At 62.6% G+C, this 15,925-nt stretch carries 25 protein-coding genes; 8 read left to right on the forward strand and 17 right to left on the reverse strand.

What is annotated here, in order from left to right; translation table 11 throughout:
- Nucleotides 1–11 precede the first annotated feature (11 nt).
- The 5 genes from AC5I49_RS00250 to AC5I49_RS00270 are packed head-to-tail and all read right to left on the reverse strand — an operon-like array spanning nucleotide 12 to nucleotide 2,737.
- Nucleotides 12–551 (reverse strand): F0F1 ATP synthase subunit delta, encoded by a 540-nt coding sequence (locus AC5I49_RS00250; RefSeq protein ID WP_012202354.1) that lies wholly within the window; start codon nucleotides 549–551, stop codon nucleotides 12–14.
- A 12-nt stretch (nucleotides 552–563) separates the two neighbouring features.
- Nucleotides 564–1,034, reverse strand: a complete 471-nt coding sequence (locus tag AC5I49_RS00255; RefSeq protein WP_016448496.1) for a F0F1 ATP synthase subunit B — start codon at nucleotides 1,032–1,034, stop codon at nucleotides 564–566.
- A 35-nt stretch (nucleotides 1,035–1,069) separates the two neighbouring features.
- The gene (gene atpE, locus AC5I49_RS00260) at nucleotides 1,070–1,318 is read right to left on the reverse strand and encodes a F0F1 ATP synthase subunit C (protein WP_011803767.1); all 249 of its coding nucleotides are present in this window, start codon (nucleotides 1,316–1,318) and stop codon (nucleotides 1,070–1,072) included.
- Nucleotides 1,319–1,369: 51 nt separating this feature from the next.
- The gene (gene atpB / locus AC5I49_RS00265; RefSeq protein WP_016448497.1) at nucleotides 1,370–2,233 is read right to left on the reverse strand and encodes a F0F1 ATP synthase subunit A; all 864 of its coding nucleotides are present in this window, start codon (nucleotides 2,231–2,233) and stop codon (nucleotides 1,370–1,372) included.
- Nucleotides 2,234–2,254: 21 nt separating this feature from the next.
- Nucleotides 2,255–2,737: an ATP synthase subunit I gene (locus AC5I49_RS00270; protein ID WP_016448498.1), complete on the reverse strand. Its 483-nt coding sequence runs from the start codon at nucleotides 2,735–2,737 to the stop codon at nucleotides 2,255–2,257.
- Nucleotides 2,738–3,023: 286 nt separating this feature from the next.
- On the opposite strand from AC5I49_RS00270, the gene AC5I49_RS00275 reads away from it, so the two are divergent.
- The 5 genes from AC5I49_RS00275 (at nucleotide 3,024) to AC5I49_RS00295 (ending at nucleotide 6,569) form a co-directional block, all read left to right on the forward strand.
- Nucleotides 3,024–3,341: a YbeD family protein gene (locus AC5I49_RS00275; protein WP_016448499.1), complete on the forward strand. Its 318-nt coding sequence runs from the start codon at nucleotides 3,024–3,026 to the stop codon at nucleotides 3,339–3,341.
- On the forward strand, nucleotides 3,338–4,063 hold the full coding sequence (gene lipB / locus AC5I49_RS00280; protein ID WP_495788681.1) for a lipoyl(octanoyl) transferase LipB: 726 nt from the start codon (nucleotides 3,338–3,340) through the stop codon (nucleotides 4,061–4,063). The genes AC5I49_RS00275 and lipB overlap by 4 nt, the downstream gene beginning before the upstream one ends.
- 10 nt (nucleotides 4,064–4,073) lie before the next feature.
- Nucleotides 4,074–5,054 carry a lipoyl synthase gene (gene lipA, locus AC5I49_RS00285; protein WP_013800257.1) on the forward strand — a complete coding sequence of 327 codons (981 nt, stop codon included), beginning with the start codon at nucleotides 4,074–4,076 and terminating at the stop codon, nucleotides 5,052–5,054.
- A gap of 317 nt (nucleotides 5,055–5,371) precedes the next feature.
- Entirely contained in the window at nucleotides 5,372–6,082 is a 711-nt protein-coding gene (locus AC5I49_RS00290; RefSeq protein WP_016453562.1) for a hypothetical protein, read from the forward strand.
- A 16-nt stretch (nucleotides 6,083–6,098) separates the two neighbouring features.
- A complete protein-coding gene (locus tag AC5I49_RS00295) occupies nucleotides 6,099–6,569 on the forward strand; it encodes a hypothetical protein (protein WP_016453563.1) in 471 nt (156 codons plus the stop codon).
- A gap of 311 nt (nucleotides 6,570–6,880) precedes the next feature.
- Here AC5I49_RS00295 and ptsP read toward each other — a convergent pair whose 3' ends face one another.
- The 4 genes from ptsP to AC5I49_RS00315 all read right to left on the reverse strand — a co-directional run bounded on the left by ptsP (nucleotide 6,881) and on the right by AC5I49_RS00315 (nucleotide 10,065).
- On the reverse strand, nucleotides 6,881–8,659 hold the full coding sequence (gene ptsP, locus AC5I49_RS00300) for a phosphoenolpyruvate--protein phosphotransferase (protein ID WP_016453564.1): 1,779 nt from the start codon (nucleotides 8,657–8,659) through the stop codon (nucleotides 6,881–6,883).
- 117 nt (nucleotides 8,660–8,776) lie between these two features.
- A complete protein-coding gene (locus AC5I49_RS00305) occupies nucleotides 8,777–9,046 on the reverse strand; it encodes an HPr family phosphocarrier protein (protein ID WP_016448505.1) in 270 nt (89 codons plus the stop codon).
- Nucleotides 9,015–9,476 carry a PTS sugar transporter subunit IIA gene (locus AC5I49_RS00310; protein ID WP_026061990.1) on the reverse strand — a complete coding sequence of 154 codons (462 nt, stop codon included), beginning with the start codon at nucleotides 9,474–9,476 and terminating at the stop codon, nucleotides 9,015–9,017. Before AC5I49_RS00310 ends, AC5I49_RS00305 begins: the two co-directional genes overlap by 32 nt.
- 118 nt (nucleotides 9,477–9,594) lie before the next feature.
- Nucleotides 9,595–10,065, reverse strand: coding sequence for a hypothetical protein (locus AC5I49_RS00315; protein ID WP_227468475.1), 471 nt, complete (start codon nucleotides 10,063–10,065; stop codon nucleotides 9,595–9,597).
- Between the two features lie 275 nt (nucleotides 10,066–10,340).
- Here AC5I49_RS00315 and AC5I49_RS00320 point away from each other — a divergent pair, with 275 nt between their 5' ends.
- Nucleotides 10,341–10,844, forward strand: coding sequence for a TlpA disulfide reductase family protein (locus tag AC5I49_RS00320; RefSeq protein WP_017403794.1), 504 nt, complete (start codon nucleotides 10,341–10,343; stop codon nucleotides 10,842–10,844).
- A 64-nt stretch (nucleotides 10,845–10,908) separates the two neighbouring features.
- Here AC5I49_RS00320 and AC5I49_RS00325 read toward each other — a convergent pair whose 3' ends face one another.
- Nucleotides 10,909–11,355, reverse strand: coding sequence for a c-type cytochrome (locus tag AC5I49_RS00325; protein ID WP_016448509.1), 447 nt, complete (start codon nucleotides 11,353–11,355; stop codon nucleotides 10,909–10,911).
- 159 nt (nucleotides 11,356–11,514) lie between these two features.
- On the opposite strand from AC5I49_RS00325, the gene AC5I49_RS00330 reads away from it, so the two are divergent.
- Both AC5I49_RS00330 and AC5I49_RS00335 read left to right on the forward strand, forming a co-directional pair.
- A complete protein-coding gene (locus tag AC5I49_RS00330; RefSeq protein ID WP_313283786.1) occupies nucleotides 11,515–12,213 on the forward strand; it encodes a cytochrome b/b6 domain-containing protein in 699 nt (232 codons plus the stop codon).
- Nucleotides 12,214–12,278: 65 nt separating this feature from the next.
- Nucleotides 12,279–12,770 (forward strand): GNAT family N-acetyltransferase, encoded by a 492-nt coding sequence (locus AC5I49_RS00335; protein WP_016448511.1) that lies wholly within the window; start codon nucleotides 12,279–12,281, stop codon nucleotides 12,768–12,770.
- Nucleotides 12,771–12,877: 107 nt separating this feature from the next.
- Here AC5I49_RS00335 and AC5I49_RS00340 read toward each other — a convergent pair whose 3' ends face one another.
- From AC5I49_RS00340 to rpsS, 7 genes are all read right to left on the reverse strand, one after another.
- The gene (locus tag AC5I49_RS00340; protein ID WP_016448512.1) at nucleotides 12,878–13,384 is read right to left on the reverse strand and encodes a peroxiredoxin; all 507 of its coding nucleotides are present in this window, start codon (nucleotides 13,382–13,384) and stop codon (nucleotides 12,878–12,880) included.
- Nucleotides 13,385–13,501: 117 nt separating this feature from the next.
- Nucleotides 13,502–13,771, reverse strand: coding sequence for a 30S ribosomal protein S17 (gene rpsQ / locus AC5I49_RS00345; RefSeq protein WP_016448513.1), 270 nt, complete (start codon nucleotides 13,769–13,771; stop codon nucleotides 13,502–13,504).
- Between the two features lie 13 nt (nucleotides 13,772–13,784).
- Complete coding sequence (gene rpmC / locus AC5I49_RS00350) at nucleotides 13,785–13,982, reverse strand: 50S ribosomal protein L29 (protein WP_012202337.1); 198 nt, start codon at nucleotides 13,980–13,982, stop codon at nucleotides 13,785–13,787.
- Nucleotides 13,983–13,992: 10 nt separating this feature from the next.
- Nucleotides 13,993–14,409, reverse strand: a complete 417-nt coding sequence (gene rplP, locus AC5I49_RS00355; RefSeq protein WP_012202336.1) for a 50S ribosomal protein L16 — start codon at nucleotides 14,407–14,409, stop codon at nucleotides 13,993–13,995.
- Between the two features lie 2 nt (nucleotides 14,410–14,411).
- Nucleotides 14,412–15,284, reverse strand: coding sequence for a 30S ribosomal protein S3 (rpsC, locus tag AC5I49_RS00360; protein WP_012202335.1), 873 nt, complete (start codon nucleotides 15,282–15,284; stop codon nucleotides 14,412–14,414).
- 16 nt (nucleotides 15,285–15,300) lie between these two features.
- Nucleotides 15,301–15,633, reverse strand: a complete 333-nt coding sequence (gene rplV / locus AC5I49_RS00365) for a 50S ribosomal protein L22 (protein ID WP_012202334.1) — start codon at nucleotides 15,631–15,633, stop codon at nucleotides 15,301–15,303.
- Between the two features lie 10 nt (nucleotides 15,634–15,643).
- Nucleotides 15,644–15,919 carry a 30S ribosomal protein S19 gene (gene rpsS / locus AC5I49_RS00370; protein ID WP_012202333.1) on the reverse strand — a complete coding sequence of 92 codons (276 nt, stop codon included), beginning with the start codon at nucleotides 15,917–15,919 and terminating at the stop codon, nucleotides 15,644–15,646.
- Nucleotides 15,920–15,925: the final 6 nt, after the last annotated feature.

The following is a 15,925-nucleotide window of genomic DNA, read 5'->3' on the forward strand; positions in this document are numbered from 1 at the left end:
CAGTCGCGTTGTTACGCAATGAGGGCCGCTTTCATTTGTTCCAGGCGGGCCTTGACGGAGGTGTCAAGAACTTCATCACCCACCACGACGCGGATGCCACCGATCAGGGACTGATCTTGCTGCACCGACAGGTTCAGCTTTCGGCCGAAACGCTTCTCCAGCGAAGTCCCGAGTGCGGCCAGTGCGGCAGCATCTATGGGGAATGCGCTTTGAACCACGGCGTCGGACGAGCCACCGGCGCGGTTCACGAGGCTGCGAAACTGGGCCGCCACTTCTGGCAGGGCTTGCAGTCGGCCGTTTTCAATGATGACGCGCAGAAAGTTGCGTGCGGCATCGGGCAATGCCGAGCCGGCCACGCCGCTGATGACGTCGAACAGTTGTTCGTCGGTCACCTTGGGGTCGTCGGCCAGCTGGCGCAATTGCGGATTGGCGGCAATCGCCGCCAATTCCTCCGCCCAGGCAACAGTGCCGGACAGGTCAGCACCCTGCTGGGTGCTGGCCTTGAACAGGGCATCTGCGTAAGGACGGGCAATGGTGGCGAGTTCTGCCATGTTTGCTCTTCCTTACAGCTCGGTCTTCAGGCGGTTCAGCAGGTCGGCATGGACGCCGGCATCCACTTCCTTGCGCAGGATCTGCTCGGCGCCCTTGACGGCCAGCGCAGCCACTTGCTCGCGCAGGGCTTCACGGGCCTGGATTGTCTGCTGCTCGGCCTCGGCGCGGGCAGCAGCAACAATCTTGTTGCCTTCTTCGGAGGCACGGGCCTTGGCTTCTTCGATGATGGCCTGGGCACGGCGTTCGGCGTCCGCAAGCCGCGATGCCGTTTCGTTGCGCGTCTGGGCCAGTTCCTGCTCGACGCGCTTGTTGGCAGCGGCCAGGTCGGTCTTGGCCTTGTCGGCAGCAGCGAGGCCATCGGCGATTTTCAGAGCTCGTTCATCCAGCGCCTTCGCGATCGGGGGCCACACGAACTTCATCGTGAACAGCACCAGGATCAGGAAAACGATGGCCTGGACGAACAGGGTCGCGTTGATACTCACGGCAACACCTTTCTATCTAGGGCGTTGATCGGAGCTTAGGCCAGGACGAAGGGGTTGGCGAAAGCGAACAGCAGAGCGATGGCCACACCGATCAGGAAGGCAGCGTCGATCAGACCGGCCAAGATGAACATCTTGGTTTGCAGTTCGTTGATCAGCTCAGGCTGACGTGCCGACGATTCCAGGAACTTGCCACCCATCAGGGCGATACCGATCGAAGCGCCGATAGCGCCCAGACCAACGATCAGACCACAAGCCAGAGCGACGAGACCGAGAATGTTTTCCATGATGACTCCTGAGATTAAAGAAAGAGAAAGGTTGAGAGGGAAAGGAAATGGTCAGTGGGCTTCATGCGCCTGGCCGAGATAGATCAGCGTCAGCATCATGAAAATGAAGGCCTGCAGGGTGATGATCAGAATGTGGAAGATCGCCCAGATAGAGCCTGCAATGATGTGCCCCAAGGGGAGCAACACACCGGAAAGCGACATGGCAGCCGCACCGCCCATCAGAGCGATCAGACAGAACACCAACTCACCAGCGTACATGTTGCCGAACAGTCGCATGCCATGCGAAACCGTCTTGGCGACATATTCAATGATTTGCATGGCCAGGTTCACGACACCCAGGATCAGTGCAAACACGGGATTCTTGCTGGTGCCGAACGGGGCAGTCACCAGTTCGTGGGCCCAGCCGCCCATGCCCTTGATCTTGATGCTGTAGAAGAAGCACAGGATCAGCACGGCCGAGGACAGGCCCAGCGTGGTCGAGAGGTCAGCCGTGGGAACGACGCGCAGGTAGGCGTGCGAGTCACCCTGGAAGCCCTGCCACAGCACCGGCAGCAGGTCCACCGGCAGCATGTCCATGGCGTTCATCATGAAGATCCACACGAACACGGTCAGTGCCAGGGGAGCGATGAACTTGCGGCTTTGCGCGTTGTGGATGTTGGCCTTGGCCTGGTTGTCCACCATCTCGACCAGCAGCTCTACAGCCGCCTGGAAGCGCCCCGGAACGCCCGATGTGGCCTTGCGCGCGGCAAGCCACAGCACGAACAGGCTCAGCACGCCCAGCGTGGCGCTGACGACGATCGAGTCCAGGTTGATGACCGAAAAGTCGATGATCGACTTTTGCTTGATGTTCTGGAGGTGCTGCAGGTGGTGAACGATGTATTCACTTGCAGTAGGTGCGTGCGCGTCTGCGGCCATCGGTCAACTTCTCTTCAAATATCAATCGGTTTTTCGGACACTGGATCGCACTATCAGCGCGACCCAATACGTTTTCATGACGACTACCAAGCCCGCCAGCAGCGCCAGCCAACTCAGCCCCGGGACCAGCTTGGGTGCAGCCGCCAGCATGGCAATGCACAGCACCAGCTTCACCAGTTCCCAGCCAAAAATTCCCACCATGGCGGCTGCAGCGCCGCCCGGCCTCTTTCGTACGACGGCACGCGCAAACAGCGCTGCCGGCAACACCACCGACAAGGCACCGTAGGCAGCCGACCATCCGACCTCGGCGCGCCCCGTCACCAGCCATGCGACCAGTGCCACCAGCACGCCCACCACCGCCTGGACCACCACGAAACGCCACACAGACATCTGCGGGTTTCGCGTGCGCCACTCCTGAGCCTCCTCGGAGGTCAGGGGCTTGAAGTCGGAATCCTCGCCCTCAAGTTCCCTGTCAGCGTCTGTGTCGGCGGCGTAGTTTTTCATTGAATTCTCTAAGGCCGCAGACCAGACAAGACTTTTTCACAAAGCCTCTGATTATAAGTAAAAACCCCTGCCGAACGATAGGGGTTGTTACGGGCATGCCCAAAACGGAGGCGGCGACCGGGCTGTGTGGCAGCCGGCCAACAGCGCCAGCCTCGCGCCGCAGGCCACTTGTTTGTTGTGTGTGGAGTTCTCGTGGCGGACGACGCGGCAGCCCCGGGCTGCGACATGGCCGCGAACGATAGCGCACAATCGCCTCCAACGCCAAGCGATTAACCTTGATTCACCTATGACCGACGCCTCCACCCCTACCCCCACCCCAGCCACCGAGCCGGGCGCGGACCCGCGCAAGGATTCGCTGATCGAGTACCCGTCGCAGTTCCCCATCAAGGTCATGGGCGTCAAGGCCGAGCATCTGGTGCACGAGATCACCCAGATCGCCCAACGCTTCGACCCTGCCTTTGACGCCAGCACCATTGAATTGCGCCCCAGCAGCAGCGGCAAATACCTGGGCGTCACCGTCACGGTGACGGCGACCAGCCGCGAACAACTCGACGATCTGTACCGCGCCTTCACCTCGCATCCGCTGGTGAAAGTGGTGCTGTGAGCACCCTTGACGCGCAGCAGTCGCAGTCATTGGACCTGCGCCTGCTGGGCCGCACGGACTACGAGGCCACGGTGCAGGCCATGCAGGCCTTCACCAGCCAACGCGATGCCGGCACGCGCGACGAGCTCTGGATCTGCGAGCACGCCCCGCATTTCACACAAGGCCTCGCCGGCAAAAGTGACCACTTGCTGAGCCCTGGCGACATTCCCGTGGTGGCCACCAACCGCGGCGGACAGGTCACCTACCACGGCCCGGGCCAGGTGGTCGCCTATCCCTTGCTGGATCTGCAGCGCCTGGGCTACTTCGTCAAGGAATACGTGTTCCGCATCGAGGATGCGGTCATCCGCACGCTGGAGCATTTCGGCATCACCGGCCACCGCGTGGAAAGCGCCCCCGGCATCTACGTGCGCCTCGACGACCCTCGCAGCCATGCCATGCTGCCCCAGCGCCCGCAACTGCGCGCACCCGGCTCGCCCGCGCCCCAACCCGATTTTTCGGGGCTGGGCAAGATTGCAGCCCTGGGCATCAAGGTCAGCCGGCATTGCACCTACCACGGCGTTGCATTGAACGCCGCCATGGACCTGGAACCCTACGGCCGGATCAACCCTTGCGGCTACGCAGGGCTGCAAACGGTGGACCTTTCTACAATCGGCGTTCAGACAACCTGGGACGAAGCCGCGCGCGTGCTGGGACGACAGTTGCAGCGCCGCCTAGCCCCCTGAATCCAGAACCATGACCACCAACACCGTCGTGCGCGAAGCGCAGTCACAAGCCGAGTACAACCCGCTGGCCAAGCAGAAGGCGGCAGCGAAGCTTTCGCGCATCCCGATCAAGGTCGAGCATGGCGAAGCACTCAAGAAGCCCGAGTGGATTCGCGTCAAGGCGGGCAGCCCCACCACGCGCTTCTACGAGATCAAGGACATCCTGCGCGCCAACAAGCTGCACACGGTCTGCGAGGAAGCCTCCTGCCCCAACATCGGCGAGTGCTTTGGCAAGGGCACGGCCACCTTCATGATCATGGGCGACAAGTGCACGCGCCGCTGCCCGTTCTGCGATGTGGGTCACGGCCGCCCCGACCCGCTGGACACCAACGAGCCGCTCAACCTCGCCAAGACGATTGCCGAGCTGCGCCTGAAATACGTGGTCATCACCAGCGTGGATCGCGACGACCTGCGCGATGGTGGCTCGGGCCACTTCGTCGAGTGCATCAAGAACATCCGCGAGCTCTCGCCACTGACCCAGATCGAGATCCTGGTGCCCGACTTCCGTGGCCGCGACGACCGTGCGCTGGAAATCCTCAAGGCCGCGCCTCCCGATGTGATGAACCACAACCTGGAGACCGCACCGCGCCTGTACAAGGAAGCGCGTCCCGGCTCGGACTACCAGTTCTCGCTGAACCTGCTCAAGAAGTTCAAGGCCTTGCACCCCAAGGTTCCGACCAAGAGCGGCATCATGGTCGGCCTGGGCGAGACCGATGAGGAAATCCTGCAGGTCATGCGCGACATGCGTGCGCATGACATCGACATGCTGACCATCGGCCAATACCTGGCACCCAGCAACAGCCACCTGCCGGTGCGTCGCTACGTGCACCCCGACACCTTCAAGATGTTCGAGGAAGAGGCGTACAAGATGGGCTTCACGCATGCAGCCGTGGGCGCCATGGTGCGCTCGAGCTACCACGCGGACCAGCAGGCACACGCCGCCGGCGTCTGAGCCGGCGATGGCCGCCTGCCTGCAGGGCGGCCTTCTTCACGCACTTCGGGGATGGCCTTTGCAGGCCATCCCCTTTTTCATGTCTGGAGGCATGGCATTCAGGCGCCGGTTTTGACCTGAATACACATTCAGCAACAAACAATCGATGCCATGTGTCACTGGCATCTCGGTTGATGAATTTCCCGATCTCTTTATGATGCCGATTTTCCGAATGCTTTCTGCATTCAAAAAAATCCGAACGACCCCGGAATGCGGCTCAACGACATGAAATCCAGGATTTCGGGGGTTCGGGCGCCGATCCATTGACAAAGGGATAAATGCATATGGCCAATGACGAGCAAAAGGACCGTGCAGCATTCGATGCCGCCATACAGGCACTGAAAGCAGAGGTTGCCAATGCCGGGGTGCATCTCTCGCTGGACTCATCTGCACGCCTGGCCTATGCCCGACAGATTCAGGCCATGGCCAACGAGCTTCAGTTGCAGGCCACGAGCGGTCGCATCACCTGGGGACAGGCTGCACAACAGGCCCAGGAGGCGCGCAATGTCATCATGGAGATCATCCGAGGCCGAAGCACCCCCGTGGGCAGAGCCATGGCGCAACGCATCAAGAGCGAGGGCAAGACGCTCAATGAGCTGATTGCCCGCAAGGCCCAGCAATTGCACGGCCCCAACGTGCGGTTCGATCGCCTCACGGCGGTCCAGCAAAACGCCGTGTATGGCGAAATCGTCAAATCCGCCGGCAAGTCCAATGCCGCCATCACCCAGAGAATGCGCACGCTCTCCCGGGCAGGACGCGGCCTCCTGGTCTTCTCTATTGCGGTATCGGTCTACACCATCGCCAACGCAGACAACAAGGTGGAGGCCGCCGGCAAGGAATTGGCCGTCACAGGTGCCGGGATCGGTGGAGGCATGGCAGGTGGTGCCCTGGCCGGGCTGGCCTGCGGGCCCGGGGCACCTGCCTGCGTGGTGGTCGGCGCTTTTGTCGGCGGGGCACTGGCTGCCATAGGCGTCGAATTCCTCTGGTGACACTTCAGGACAACAGATGCGCATCCTCTCCGACCGGCAGTTGTCACTGCAGCCCGCCGCATCCCATCCTGCAGGGCAGGTACCGCAAAGCCGCCTGGTGCTCAACGGGAATGCAACGCCCATTCTGGTGGACGGCAGCATTCTCGAGGCAGCCTTTCAATGGAACGACCTCTACCTTCTGTTCACCACCGATGACACGCCCATGGAGGAGATGCTGCGGATCACGCTGCTCGACGAGAATTTGCAGGCACTCGACAAGGCCGTGATAGGCAGCATGTATTCCACGGGCAGCTTCTCGTTGCTGCCATCGGACGAACGATCGCTGGTGCGATTTCGATTCATGGGAAATACGGACTGGAGTGTCGAAATCCTGCAGGAACCTGGATTCCGGCTGCCATTTCTTGGCGATCCGCGCGCCGTCACGCGCCCCCTGGGGTTTTCGCGGCGCTTTGTCGTGCGAGGCCATCCTGAGCCGGAAAGCAACTGATGCCGACGCAGTTGAAGGCAATAAAAAAGCAGGGCCAACGTGCATGCCCTGCTTGAATTGAATGCAATCGTGCTTTCCCGTTCCACGTAGAAAAAAAGCCTGGCTAACCGGCAGACCGCTGGCTGGCAAACCGACTTGCTGCAGGCTGAACAGGCCTGGCGAGTCGCCCCACGATGAAACTGAAAAAGCTTGCAGCTCGAATTCCCCACCAGAGAGCTTCTTGCTGCATTGGAGCGGATCATAACATCGAATGAGAATCAATCGCAACTGAAGTTGTGATTTTTTTGCCTCGCGCCTTCACTTGACCGAAGTCATGGGCTCAGCAGCGCTGCCGGGCTGTCCGAACGAAGGACTTCCTGCGCCCAGGCGGCCAGCTTGCGTGTGTCGGCACGCAAGATTTCCTGCTTGACGACCAGGATCTGCGCCGGATGCATGGAAAAGCTGCGCAGGCCCAGGCCCAGCAGCAGGCGCGTCATGGCCACATCGCCGGCGGTCTCCCCGCAGACACAGACGCTCTTGCCTTGCGCCCTTCCTTCGGCGATCACATCCGCCACCAGCTTGAGCACGGCGGGATGCAGGGGATCGTAGAGATGGGCCACGGTCTCGTCGGCGCGGTCGATGGCCAGCGTGTACTGGATCAGGTCGTTGGTGCCGATGGACAGGAAGTCGAAATAGCGCAGGAAGGTGCGCACGATCAGCGCTGCCGCAGGCACCTCGATCATGGCGCCCAGCTTGACCGGGCCGTGCGCCACGCCGCGCGCGTCAAGCTCGCTTTGCGCCAACCTCACCTGGGCCAGGGTCTGCTCGATCTCGCTTTGGTGGGCCAGCATGGGGAACAGCAGATGGATCTGCCCATGCGCGGCAGCACGCAGGATGGCGCGCAGCTGGGTGCGGAACATGGCCGGATCGGCCAGGCTCCAGCGGATGGCGCGCAGACCCAGCGCGGGGTTCAGGTAGTAGTCCTTGGGCTGGGCCTTGTCCAGCGGCTTGTCGGCGCCCACGTCCAGCGTGCGAATGGTCACGGGCATGCCCTGCATTCCATCCACGGCTTCGCGGTAGGCCCGGTATTGCTCTTCCTCGCCGGGCAGGTTGCCGCCACGCCCCATGAACAGGAATTCCGTGCGGAACAGCCCCACGCCCACCGCGCCCGCATGCACGGCCGCAGGCCCGTCGCCGGGCTGCTCGATGTTGGCCAGCAGCTCGATACGCTCTCCGTCCAGCGTCAGCGCAGGCGTGTGGCGCAGGCGCGAGAGGCGCTCGCGCTCGAGCTCGTTCTGGCGCTGGCGAAAGCCATATTCGGCCAGGATGATGGGTGAGGGATCGACGATGACGACCCCTGCATTGCCGTCGATGATGATCCAGTCGTCCTGGCGGATCAGTTGCCCCGCAGCCCGGGCGCCGACCACGGCAGGAATGTCCATGCTGCGCGCCACGATGGCCGTGTGCGAAGTGCGGCCACCCACGGCCGTGATGAAGCCGGCAAACAACCGGCTCTTGAACTGCAGCATGTCCACTGGCGACAGGTCCTGCGCCACCAGAACCAGCGGCGCCTCGGTGGCGCCATCGAGCAGCAGCGGCTGCTGCGGCGGCGTGCCCTCCCCCGTTGCCTCGACTGCCAACAGCTCGGCCGGTGCGGGCACGGGGCTGGCCATGCCCTTCATATGGCGCAGGATGCGCTCGACCACCTGCTCGAGGTCCGCCTTGCGCTCGCGCAGGTATTCGTCCTCCATCTCGTCGAACTGGCGCGAGACGACCTCCAGCTGCGTGGTCAGCGCCCATTCGGCGTTGTAGAGGCGATCGGATATCCAGTGCTTGATGGCGGCGGCCAGGGCCTCGTCCTGCAAAAGCAGCAGGTGGACGTCGAGCAAGGCATCGAGCTCGCCCGGCGCATCCTTGGGCATTTCATCCTGCAGGCGGCGCAGCTCGTCGATGACGGCATTGCGCGCACTGCGGGCGCGGTCGATTTCCGCGTCCACCTGGTCGGGCCGGATGAAGTAGTGCACCACCTCCATGCGGCTGGAGGCCACCACCACCGCACGCCCTATGGCGATACCCCGTGACACGGCCAGTCCGTGGATTGCAAACGTCATTGCGCCTGTCCTTTGCCTGCTGCTGCGCAGGCCCCGGACCGTCGCAATGCGGCATCGTCCAGTTCCAGCGCGTGTTGCTCTGTTGCGCTCACCGTCTGCCAGCGCCGCAAAGGCACATTACTGGCCTTCGCCAAACTTGTCGTTGATCAGGGCGGTCAGCGCATCCATGGCTTCCTGCTCCTGTGCTCCGTCGGTCTCCAGCAGCACCTCGGAGCCCATGCCGGCAGCCAGCATCATCACGCCCATGATGCTCTTGGCATTGATGCGCCGCTCGCCCTTGCTCATCCAGACTTCGCAGGGAAAGCTGCCTGCAAGCTTGGTGAGCTTGGCAGAGGCGCGGGCGTGCAGGCCCAGTTTATTGCTGATGGTGATAGGGGTCTTGATCATTGGATGGTCGCGGACTCTGGTTCTGAGGCGTGTTCACGCCCACCTGCATCACCCCATGGCTGCCTCCCGCCAAGGCACGCTCGGCCACGGCTTCCAGCGCCTCGTGGCGATAGCCTATGGAGCGCAGCAGCATGGGCAAGTTCACTCCGGCCACCAGCCGCCCGGCAGGCAGTTGCGCCACAAGGCGCTGCGCCACGTTGCAGGGCGTCGCACCAAAGAGGTCGGTCAGCACCAGCGTGGGCAGCCCCAGCAGGCCGCCATGGTCTTCAAGCAACTGCTCGGCACGCATCAGGGTGGCCTCGGGCGGCTCCTGAGCGGGCACATCCAGGGCAAGGACGTCCTCGGCACTGTCGGCGAACACATGCAGGGCGCATTCGCGCAGTGCCTGGGCCAAAGGTGCGTGGGTGAACAAAAGGATGCGCGTGGTCATGAAGTCACAGGGTTCGGAGTCGATTATGGCGTGCGAAGGCGCATGCAGGGCAAACGGCGCGCCTGCGCTGCGCTCCATGCCACAGTTGCCTCCCGCATCCGTGGCTCCAAACCTGTTGCTACTGCAGTTGCAGGCTGGCGAAGAAGTTGTTGGCCTCGTCTGTGCGCGGCTTGTCGCTGTAGATCACGGCATGGTAGAGGCGCGCGCCCGCCGGCTCCATTCGTGCAAACCACACGCCATGGGCCGTGAGCTTCCAGCCCTGGGGGCCCACGCCTTCAAACGTGGTGCGCAGCGACTGCGGCAGATTCAAGGCGCCTGCAGGCACGAAGGAGCCATCTTCCTTGGAGCGCAATTGCTTGGCGCCGGCCGGCGCCTGTCCCGGCGCACCCGGATTCATCTGACCGAGCACGGCCGCCTGCCAGTACGACAGCATCTCGGCGGCCCTGGAGGGCTCGCTGACCAGGAAGTGGGAAACCGCGTAGGTGGACGCATCGGCGTCGCATCCCATCATGGACATCTGCACCGTGCCCATGCCCTGGCCCAGTTCCACCGGCCGGGTGGCCGATTGCGGATCGCAAGGCAAAAGCACACGCAGTGGCGTGCCCTCGACCGCAACCTGCCGCCAATCCAGCCGGGGACTGCATGCGGCCAAGGGCGTCAACACCAGCACAGCGGCAGCAAGCCGCATGGCAGGAGCGCGGAGCCTTGCCATGGGGATCAAAAAGCTTTCCATCAATGTCATGCCGGCATTATCGACACGGCCCGCTTGACCGAGACCCGAACTTTTGCCCTTGCCGCGCATCGAAACGCGGTGCACGGCATGCGTGCAGGCCTACGGGCACAACTTTGGGCACAATCGTCGCTATGGCAAGCAAACATTGGATCGCAGGCGTGGTGATCGCCGCAGCCGCCGGAATGGGCGCATGGGTGTATTCGGGCGCAGGCCAGACGGCGGCGCCGCAATCGACCTTCGTGCTGCTGGATGGCAGCAAGCAGACCACGGCCGATTTCAAGGGCAAGGTGACGCTGGTCAATTTCTGGGCCACCAGCTGCACCACCTGCGTGGCCGAGATGCCGGAGATCGTCGCCACCCACCAGAAATTCCAGGGCCAGGGCTTCGAGACCCTGGCCGTGGCCATGAGCTACGACCCGCCCAGCTATGTGGTGAACTTCGCCGATTCGCGCAAGCTGCCGTTCAAGGTGGCGCTGGACAACACCGGCGCCGTGGCCCGCGCCTGGGGCGATGTGCAGCTGACGCCCACCACCTACATCGTCAACAAGCGCGGCGACATCGTGAAGCGCTATGTGGGAGCGCCTGACTTCGCCGAGTTGCACCGGCTGATCGAGAAACTGCTGGCCGAAGCCTGATACGGCACAGGCAAGCCCAGAAAAAAACCGGCATCACGCCGGTTTTTTTGCATCTGCATGCCGATCAGCGGCTGCGGAAGCTGTCGTGGCAGGCCTTGCAGCTGGCAGCGGCCGGGCCGAAGGCCGCCTTGAGCTGGTCCAGGTTGCCGGACTTGGCCGCAGCAGCGAGCTTGACCGTCTCGGCCTGCATCTTCTCCGACAGATCCTGGAACTTGGCCTGCTCCTTCCAGATTTCAGGCTTGGCCTTTCCACCCTCCGTGCCTGCGCCGAAACCTGCCCAGGGCAGCTTGGCCATGAAGGCCACCACCTCGGCGTTTTCCTGGGCCGCCTTGGCATCGAAGGGGATCTTTCCGTTCGCCATCGCACCCAGGCGACCGAAGTGCTGGCCCAGCACGGCCAGCGCGCCCTGGCGGTACTTGATGGCGTCCTCGGACTTGGCAAACTGGGCGGAAGCCGGCAGCGCGGTAGCGGCCACCAGGGCGGCCAGCGCCCATGCAGAAACTTTCTTCATCGTGGTTTTCCTTTTCGAGTGTGGGGAAATCTGCCGGGTCAGTATGGCAGTGACGCCTTGCGGGCGCAGCTTTGATTGACCGCAGCCAGGGTGCATTGACTGCCGGCTCCGGAATGCAGGTCGGCACAATGCACTCATTCCCACCCACACGCTCATGCCATGGCACAAGAACCGACCGCACAAGGCGCCGCCAAGCACAAGGTCCGCATCTGGGACCTGCCCACCCGGCTGTTTCACTGGCTGCTGGCCGCAACCGTGATTGCCCTGGTCGTGACGGCCAAACTGGGCGGCAATGCCATGAACTGGCATCTGCTGCTGGGCCATGTCATGCTGGCCTTGCTGCTGTTTCGCCTGTTGTGGGGCCTGGTGGGTGGCCGCTGGTCGCGCTTTGCCAGCTTCATCCATGCACCTTCCGCCCTGCTGCGCCATCTGCGCGGACAAGGAGCGGAGAGCGACAGCGCAGGCCACAGCCCGTTGGGCGCTCTGTCCGTGCTGGCCATGCTGGCGGTGCTGATCGCCCAGGTAGGCAGCGGATTGCTCAGCGATGACGAGATTGCGTTCTCCGGGCCGCTGAGCCGCTTCGCATCGGGCGACACGGTGGCGCAGGCCACGGCCTATCACGCGCATTGGGGACAGTATTTGCTGTACGCACTGGTGGGCCTGCATCTTCTGGCCATCGTGTTCTATGCCTGGCGCGGGCGCGGCCTGGTGCGAGCCATGGTGACCGGGGACAAACAGTTGTCCGCGCCAGTACCCGCCTCACGCGACACGGCAGGTAGCCGTTGGCTGGCCTTGGCCCTGGCCTTCGGGGCGGGCGCTGCGGCATGGTGGGTACAGCAGCTTGGTGGCGCTTTCTGACGGCGCAGCCAGAGGTGGGCCGCTTGCCGCTACACTGCGCTTTCCGTCGTTTTAGCTGAGTGCCCGTGGACAAGCCTGCTGTCGCCTTGCTGGCGCCGAATCCCGCGGAAGACTGGGACGAAGTCCGCCAGATCTTCCGGGAGTACGCTGCAAGCCTGGATGTCGATCTGCAATTTCAAGATTTCGAGGCCGAGATCGCCGATCTGCCCGGCGACTACGCTGCGCCGCGCGGCCACATCCTGCTGGCCAGGGTCGATGGCGCAGTGGCCGGCTGCTGCGCCCTGCGCCCCCTGGACAACTGCGACTACGCCAATGCCGCCGAGATGAGGCGCCTGTTCGTGCGCAAGGCCTTTCGCGGTTTCGGACTGGGTCGGCAACTGGCCGAAGCCATGCTTGATGTGGCGCGCCAGGCCGGCTATGACCATGTGCTGCTGGACACGCTGGACGACATGGAATCGGCCCGCGCCCTCTACGTCGACCTGGGCTTCGAGGAAATCCCGCCCTACTATCACAACCCCATCGCGGGGGCGCACTACCTCAAGGCCGATATTTTCTAGGCCGGCCTGGCTGAACCAGCGCCCCCAATACAAAAAGGCATTGCACCCGGGTGCAATGCCTTTTTTCGCAATAGCGCGGTGCGCAGGCCAGAAGGCCTGCAGCGCGATCAGGCCTTGGCCTGGCCCAGCAAAGTGGCCGCGTCGCTGACCTCGAACTTGCCAGGGCCTTCCACGTTCAGCGTGACGACCTTGCCGTCCTTGACCAGCATGGAATAGCGGTTGCTGCGCAGGCCCAGGCCCTTGCCGTTCAGATCCAGCGTCAGGCCGGTGGCCTTGGCGAATGCGGCGTCGCCGTCGGCCAGCATGCGCACCTTGCCATCGGTCTTCTGGTCGCGGGCCCATGCGCCCATCACGAAGGCGTCGTTGACCGACAGGCACCAGATCTCGTCCACGCCGGCCGCCTTGAAGGCTTCGGCCTGCTCCACGAAGCCGGGCACATGCTTGGCCGAGCAGGTGGGAGTGAATGCACCGGGCACGGCGAAGACCGCGATGGTCTTGCCTGCAGCGGCTTCGGGCAGCTTCACGGGGTTGGGGCCGATGCTGCAGCCATTGCCTTCGACTTCCACGTATTCCATCAGGGTGGCAGCGGGCAGGGCATCTCCGACTTTGATCATCTCTATCTCCTTTGTGGTGCAAAACCGGGGCCGCCGAAATGGCGGTCCCCAAACGAAAAAACGACCCACATTGTGGGTCGTTTCCTGTGGCTTTGCAGCCGGTGGGCCTAGGTAGGCTTACACCAGAGCAGCCTTTTGCACCAAGCGGGTAGCAACCCAGTTCTTGGTCTTGGACAGCGGGCGGCTTTCCGTGATTTCGATCACGTCGCCCAGCTTGTACTCACCTTGCTCGTCGTGAGCGTGGTACTTGCTGGACTTGATCATGATCTTGTCATAGATCGGGTGCTTGACGCGGCGTTCAACCATGACCGTCACGGTCTTGGCACGCTTGTCGCTGACCACCTTGCCAATCAAGGTGCGCTTGAGGGATTTTTTAGCTTCCGTCATGTCGGCTTCCTGATTACTTGGCGGCTTGCTTTTCAGCAAGGATGGTCTTGGCGCGGGCGATGTCACGGCGCGTGGTACGCAGCGTGTTCGTGTTACCCAGCTGTTGCGTGGCCTTCTGCATACGCAGACCAAAGTGAGCCTTTTGCAGGGACTTCACTTCGGCTTCCAGGCCGGCAACGTCTTTTTGGCGGAGTTCAGCAGCTTTCGTCATGTTGTTCTCCTTAGGCACCAATTTGACGGGACACGAAGGTCGTACGCAGCGGCAGCTTTGCAGCGGCCAGGCGGAACGCTTCACGAGCCAGCTCTTCAGGGACGCCCACGATTTCGTAGAGCACCTTGCCGGGCTGGATTTCGGCCACGTAGTACTCGGGGTTGCCCTTACCGTTACCCATACGCACTTCTGCGGGCTTGGTAGAGATTGGCTTGTCCGGGAACACGCGGATCCAGATACGACCGCCGCGCTTGACGTGACGCGAGATCGCGCGGCGAGCCGCTTCGATCTGACGTGCCGTCAGGCGACCACGGTCAGTGGACTTCAGGCCGAAGTCACCGAAAGCAACGGAGTTACCACGCGTTGCAATACCGGTGTTGCGACCCTTTTGCTCCTTGCGGTATTTGCGGCGAGCAGGTTGCAGCATCTTTATTCTCCTTTACCGTCCGCTGCTGTAGCGGGCGCGTCAGTCTTGCGAACGCGCTTAACGGAATCAGCGCCAGCGCCGGCGGGCTTGTCGCTGCCGTCTGCAGGTGCTGCGTTAGCGCCTGCGGGGCGGCGGGCACCACGGCCAGCACCGTCACGACGACCATCGCCGCGACCATCGCGACGGGGGCCGCGAGGACGACGCTCTTCTTCGGGGCGGGGGGTCTCGGCTGCCGGCAGGTCGTTACGACCCAGCGTGTCACCCTTGTAGACCCAGACCTTCACACCGATCACGCCGTAGGTCGTCTTGGCTTCGGAGAAGCCATAGTCGATGTCGGCGCGCAGCGTGTGAAGTGGCACACGGCCTTCGCGGTACCACTCGCAGCGTGCAATTTCGATACCGTTCAGACGGCCCGAAGACATGATCTTGATGCCTTGGGCACCCAGACGCATGGCGTTTTGCATCGCACGCTTCATGGCGCGGCGGAACATGATGCGCTTTTCGAGCTGCTGGCAGATCGAGTCGGCGATCAGCTTGGCATCGATTTCAGGCTTGCGCACTTCTTCGATGTTCACAGCCACGGGCACGCCCAGACGGGTTGCGAGTTCCTTCTTCAGGTTCTCGATGTCCTCGCCCTTCTTGCCGATCACGACACCAGGACGTGCCGAGAAGATCGTGATGCGGGCGTTCTTTGCAGGACGCTCGATCAGGATGCGCGACACGGCGGCGTTCTTCAGCTTGGCCTTCAGGAACTCGCGCACCTTGATGTCTTCGGCCAGCATGCCGGCGAAGTCGCGGTTGCTTGCGTACCAACGGCTGGCCCAGTTGCGGCTAACAGCCAGGCGGAAGCCGGTAGGATGGATTTTCTGTCCCATATTCTTCCCAGGCCTTTCAGTTGCCAACCGTCACGTACACGTGGCACGTGGGCTTGCTGATGCGATTGCCGCGGCCCTTTGCACGCGCGGTGAAGCGCTTGAGCGTGGTGCCTTGTTCGACGAAGATGGTCTTGACCTTCAGTTCGTCGATGTCGGCGCCGTCGTTGTGCTCGGCGTTGGCGATGGCGGACTCGAGCACCTTCTTGATGATCACGGCAGCTTTTTTCTGCGTGAACGTCAGGATGTTCAGGGCTTGGTCCACTTTCTTGCCGCGGATCAGGTCCGCGACCAGGCGACCCTTGTCCACAGACAGGCGGACGCCACGGAGAACAGCACGTGTTTCAGACATGTTCTATTCCTTACTTCTTGGCTTTTTTGTCCGCCGGGTGACCCTTGAAGGTACGGGTCAGCGCGAATTCGCCGAGCTTGTGGCCGACCATCTGGTCAGTCACATACACGGGCACGTGCTGCTTGCCGTTGTGCACGGCAATGGTCAGACCGATGAACTCGGGCAGAACCATGGAGCGACGCGACCAGGTCTTGACGGGCTTCTTGTCCTTGGTGGCGACGGCCTTCTCGGCCTTTGCCAGCAAGTGATGGTCAACAAACGGACCCTTTTTAAGAGAACGAGTCATTTGCTA

The sequence above is a fragment of the Delftia sp. genome (assembly GCF_059499305.1).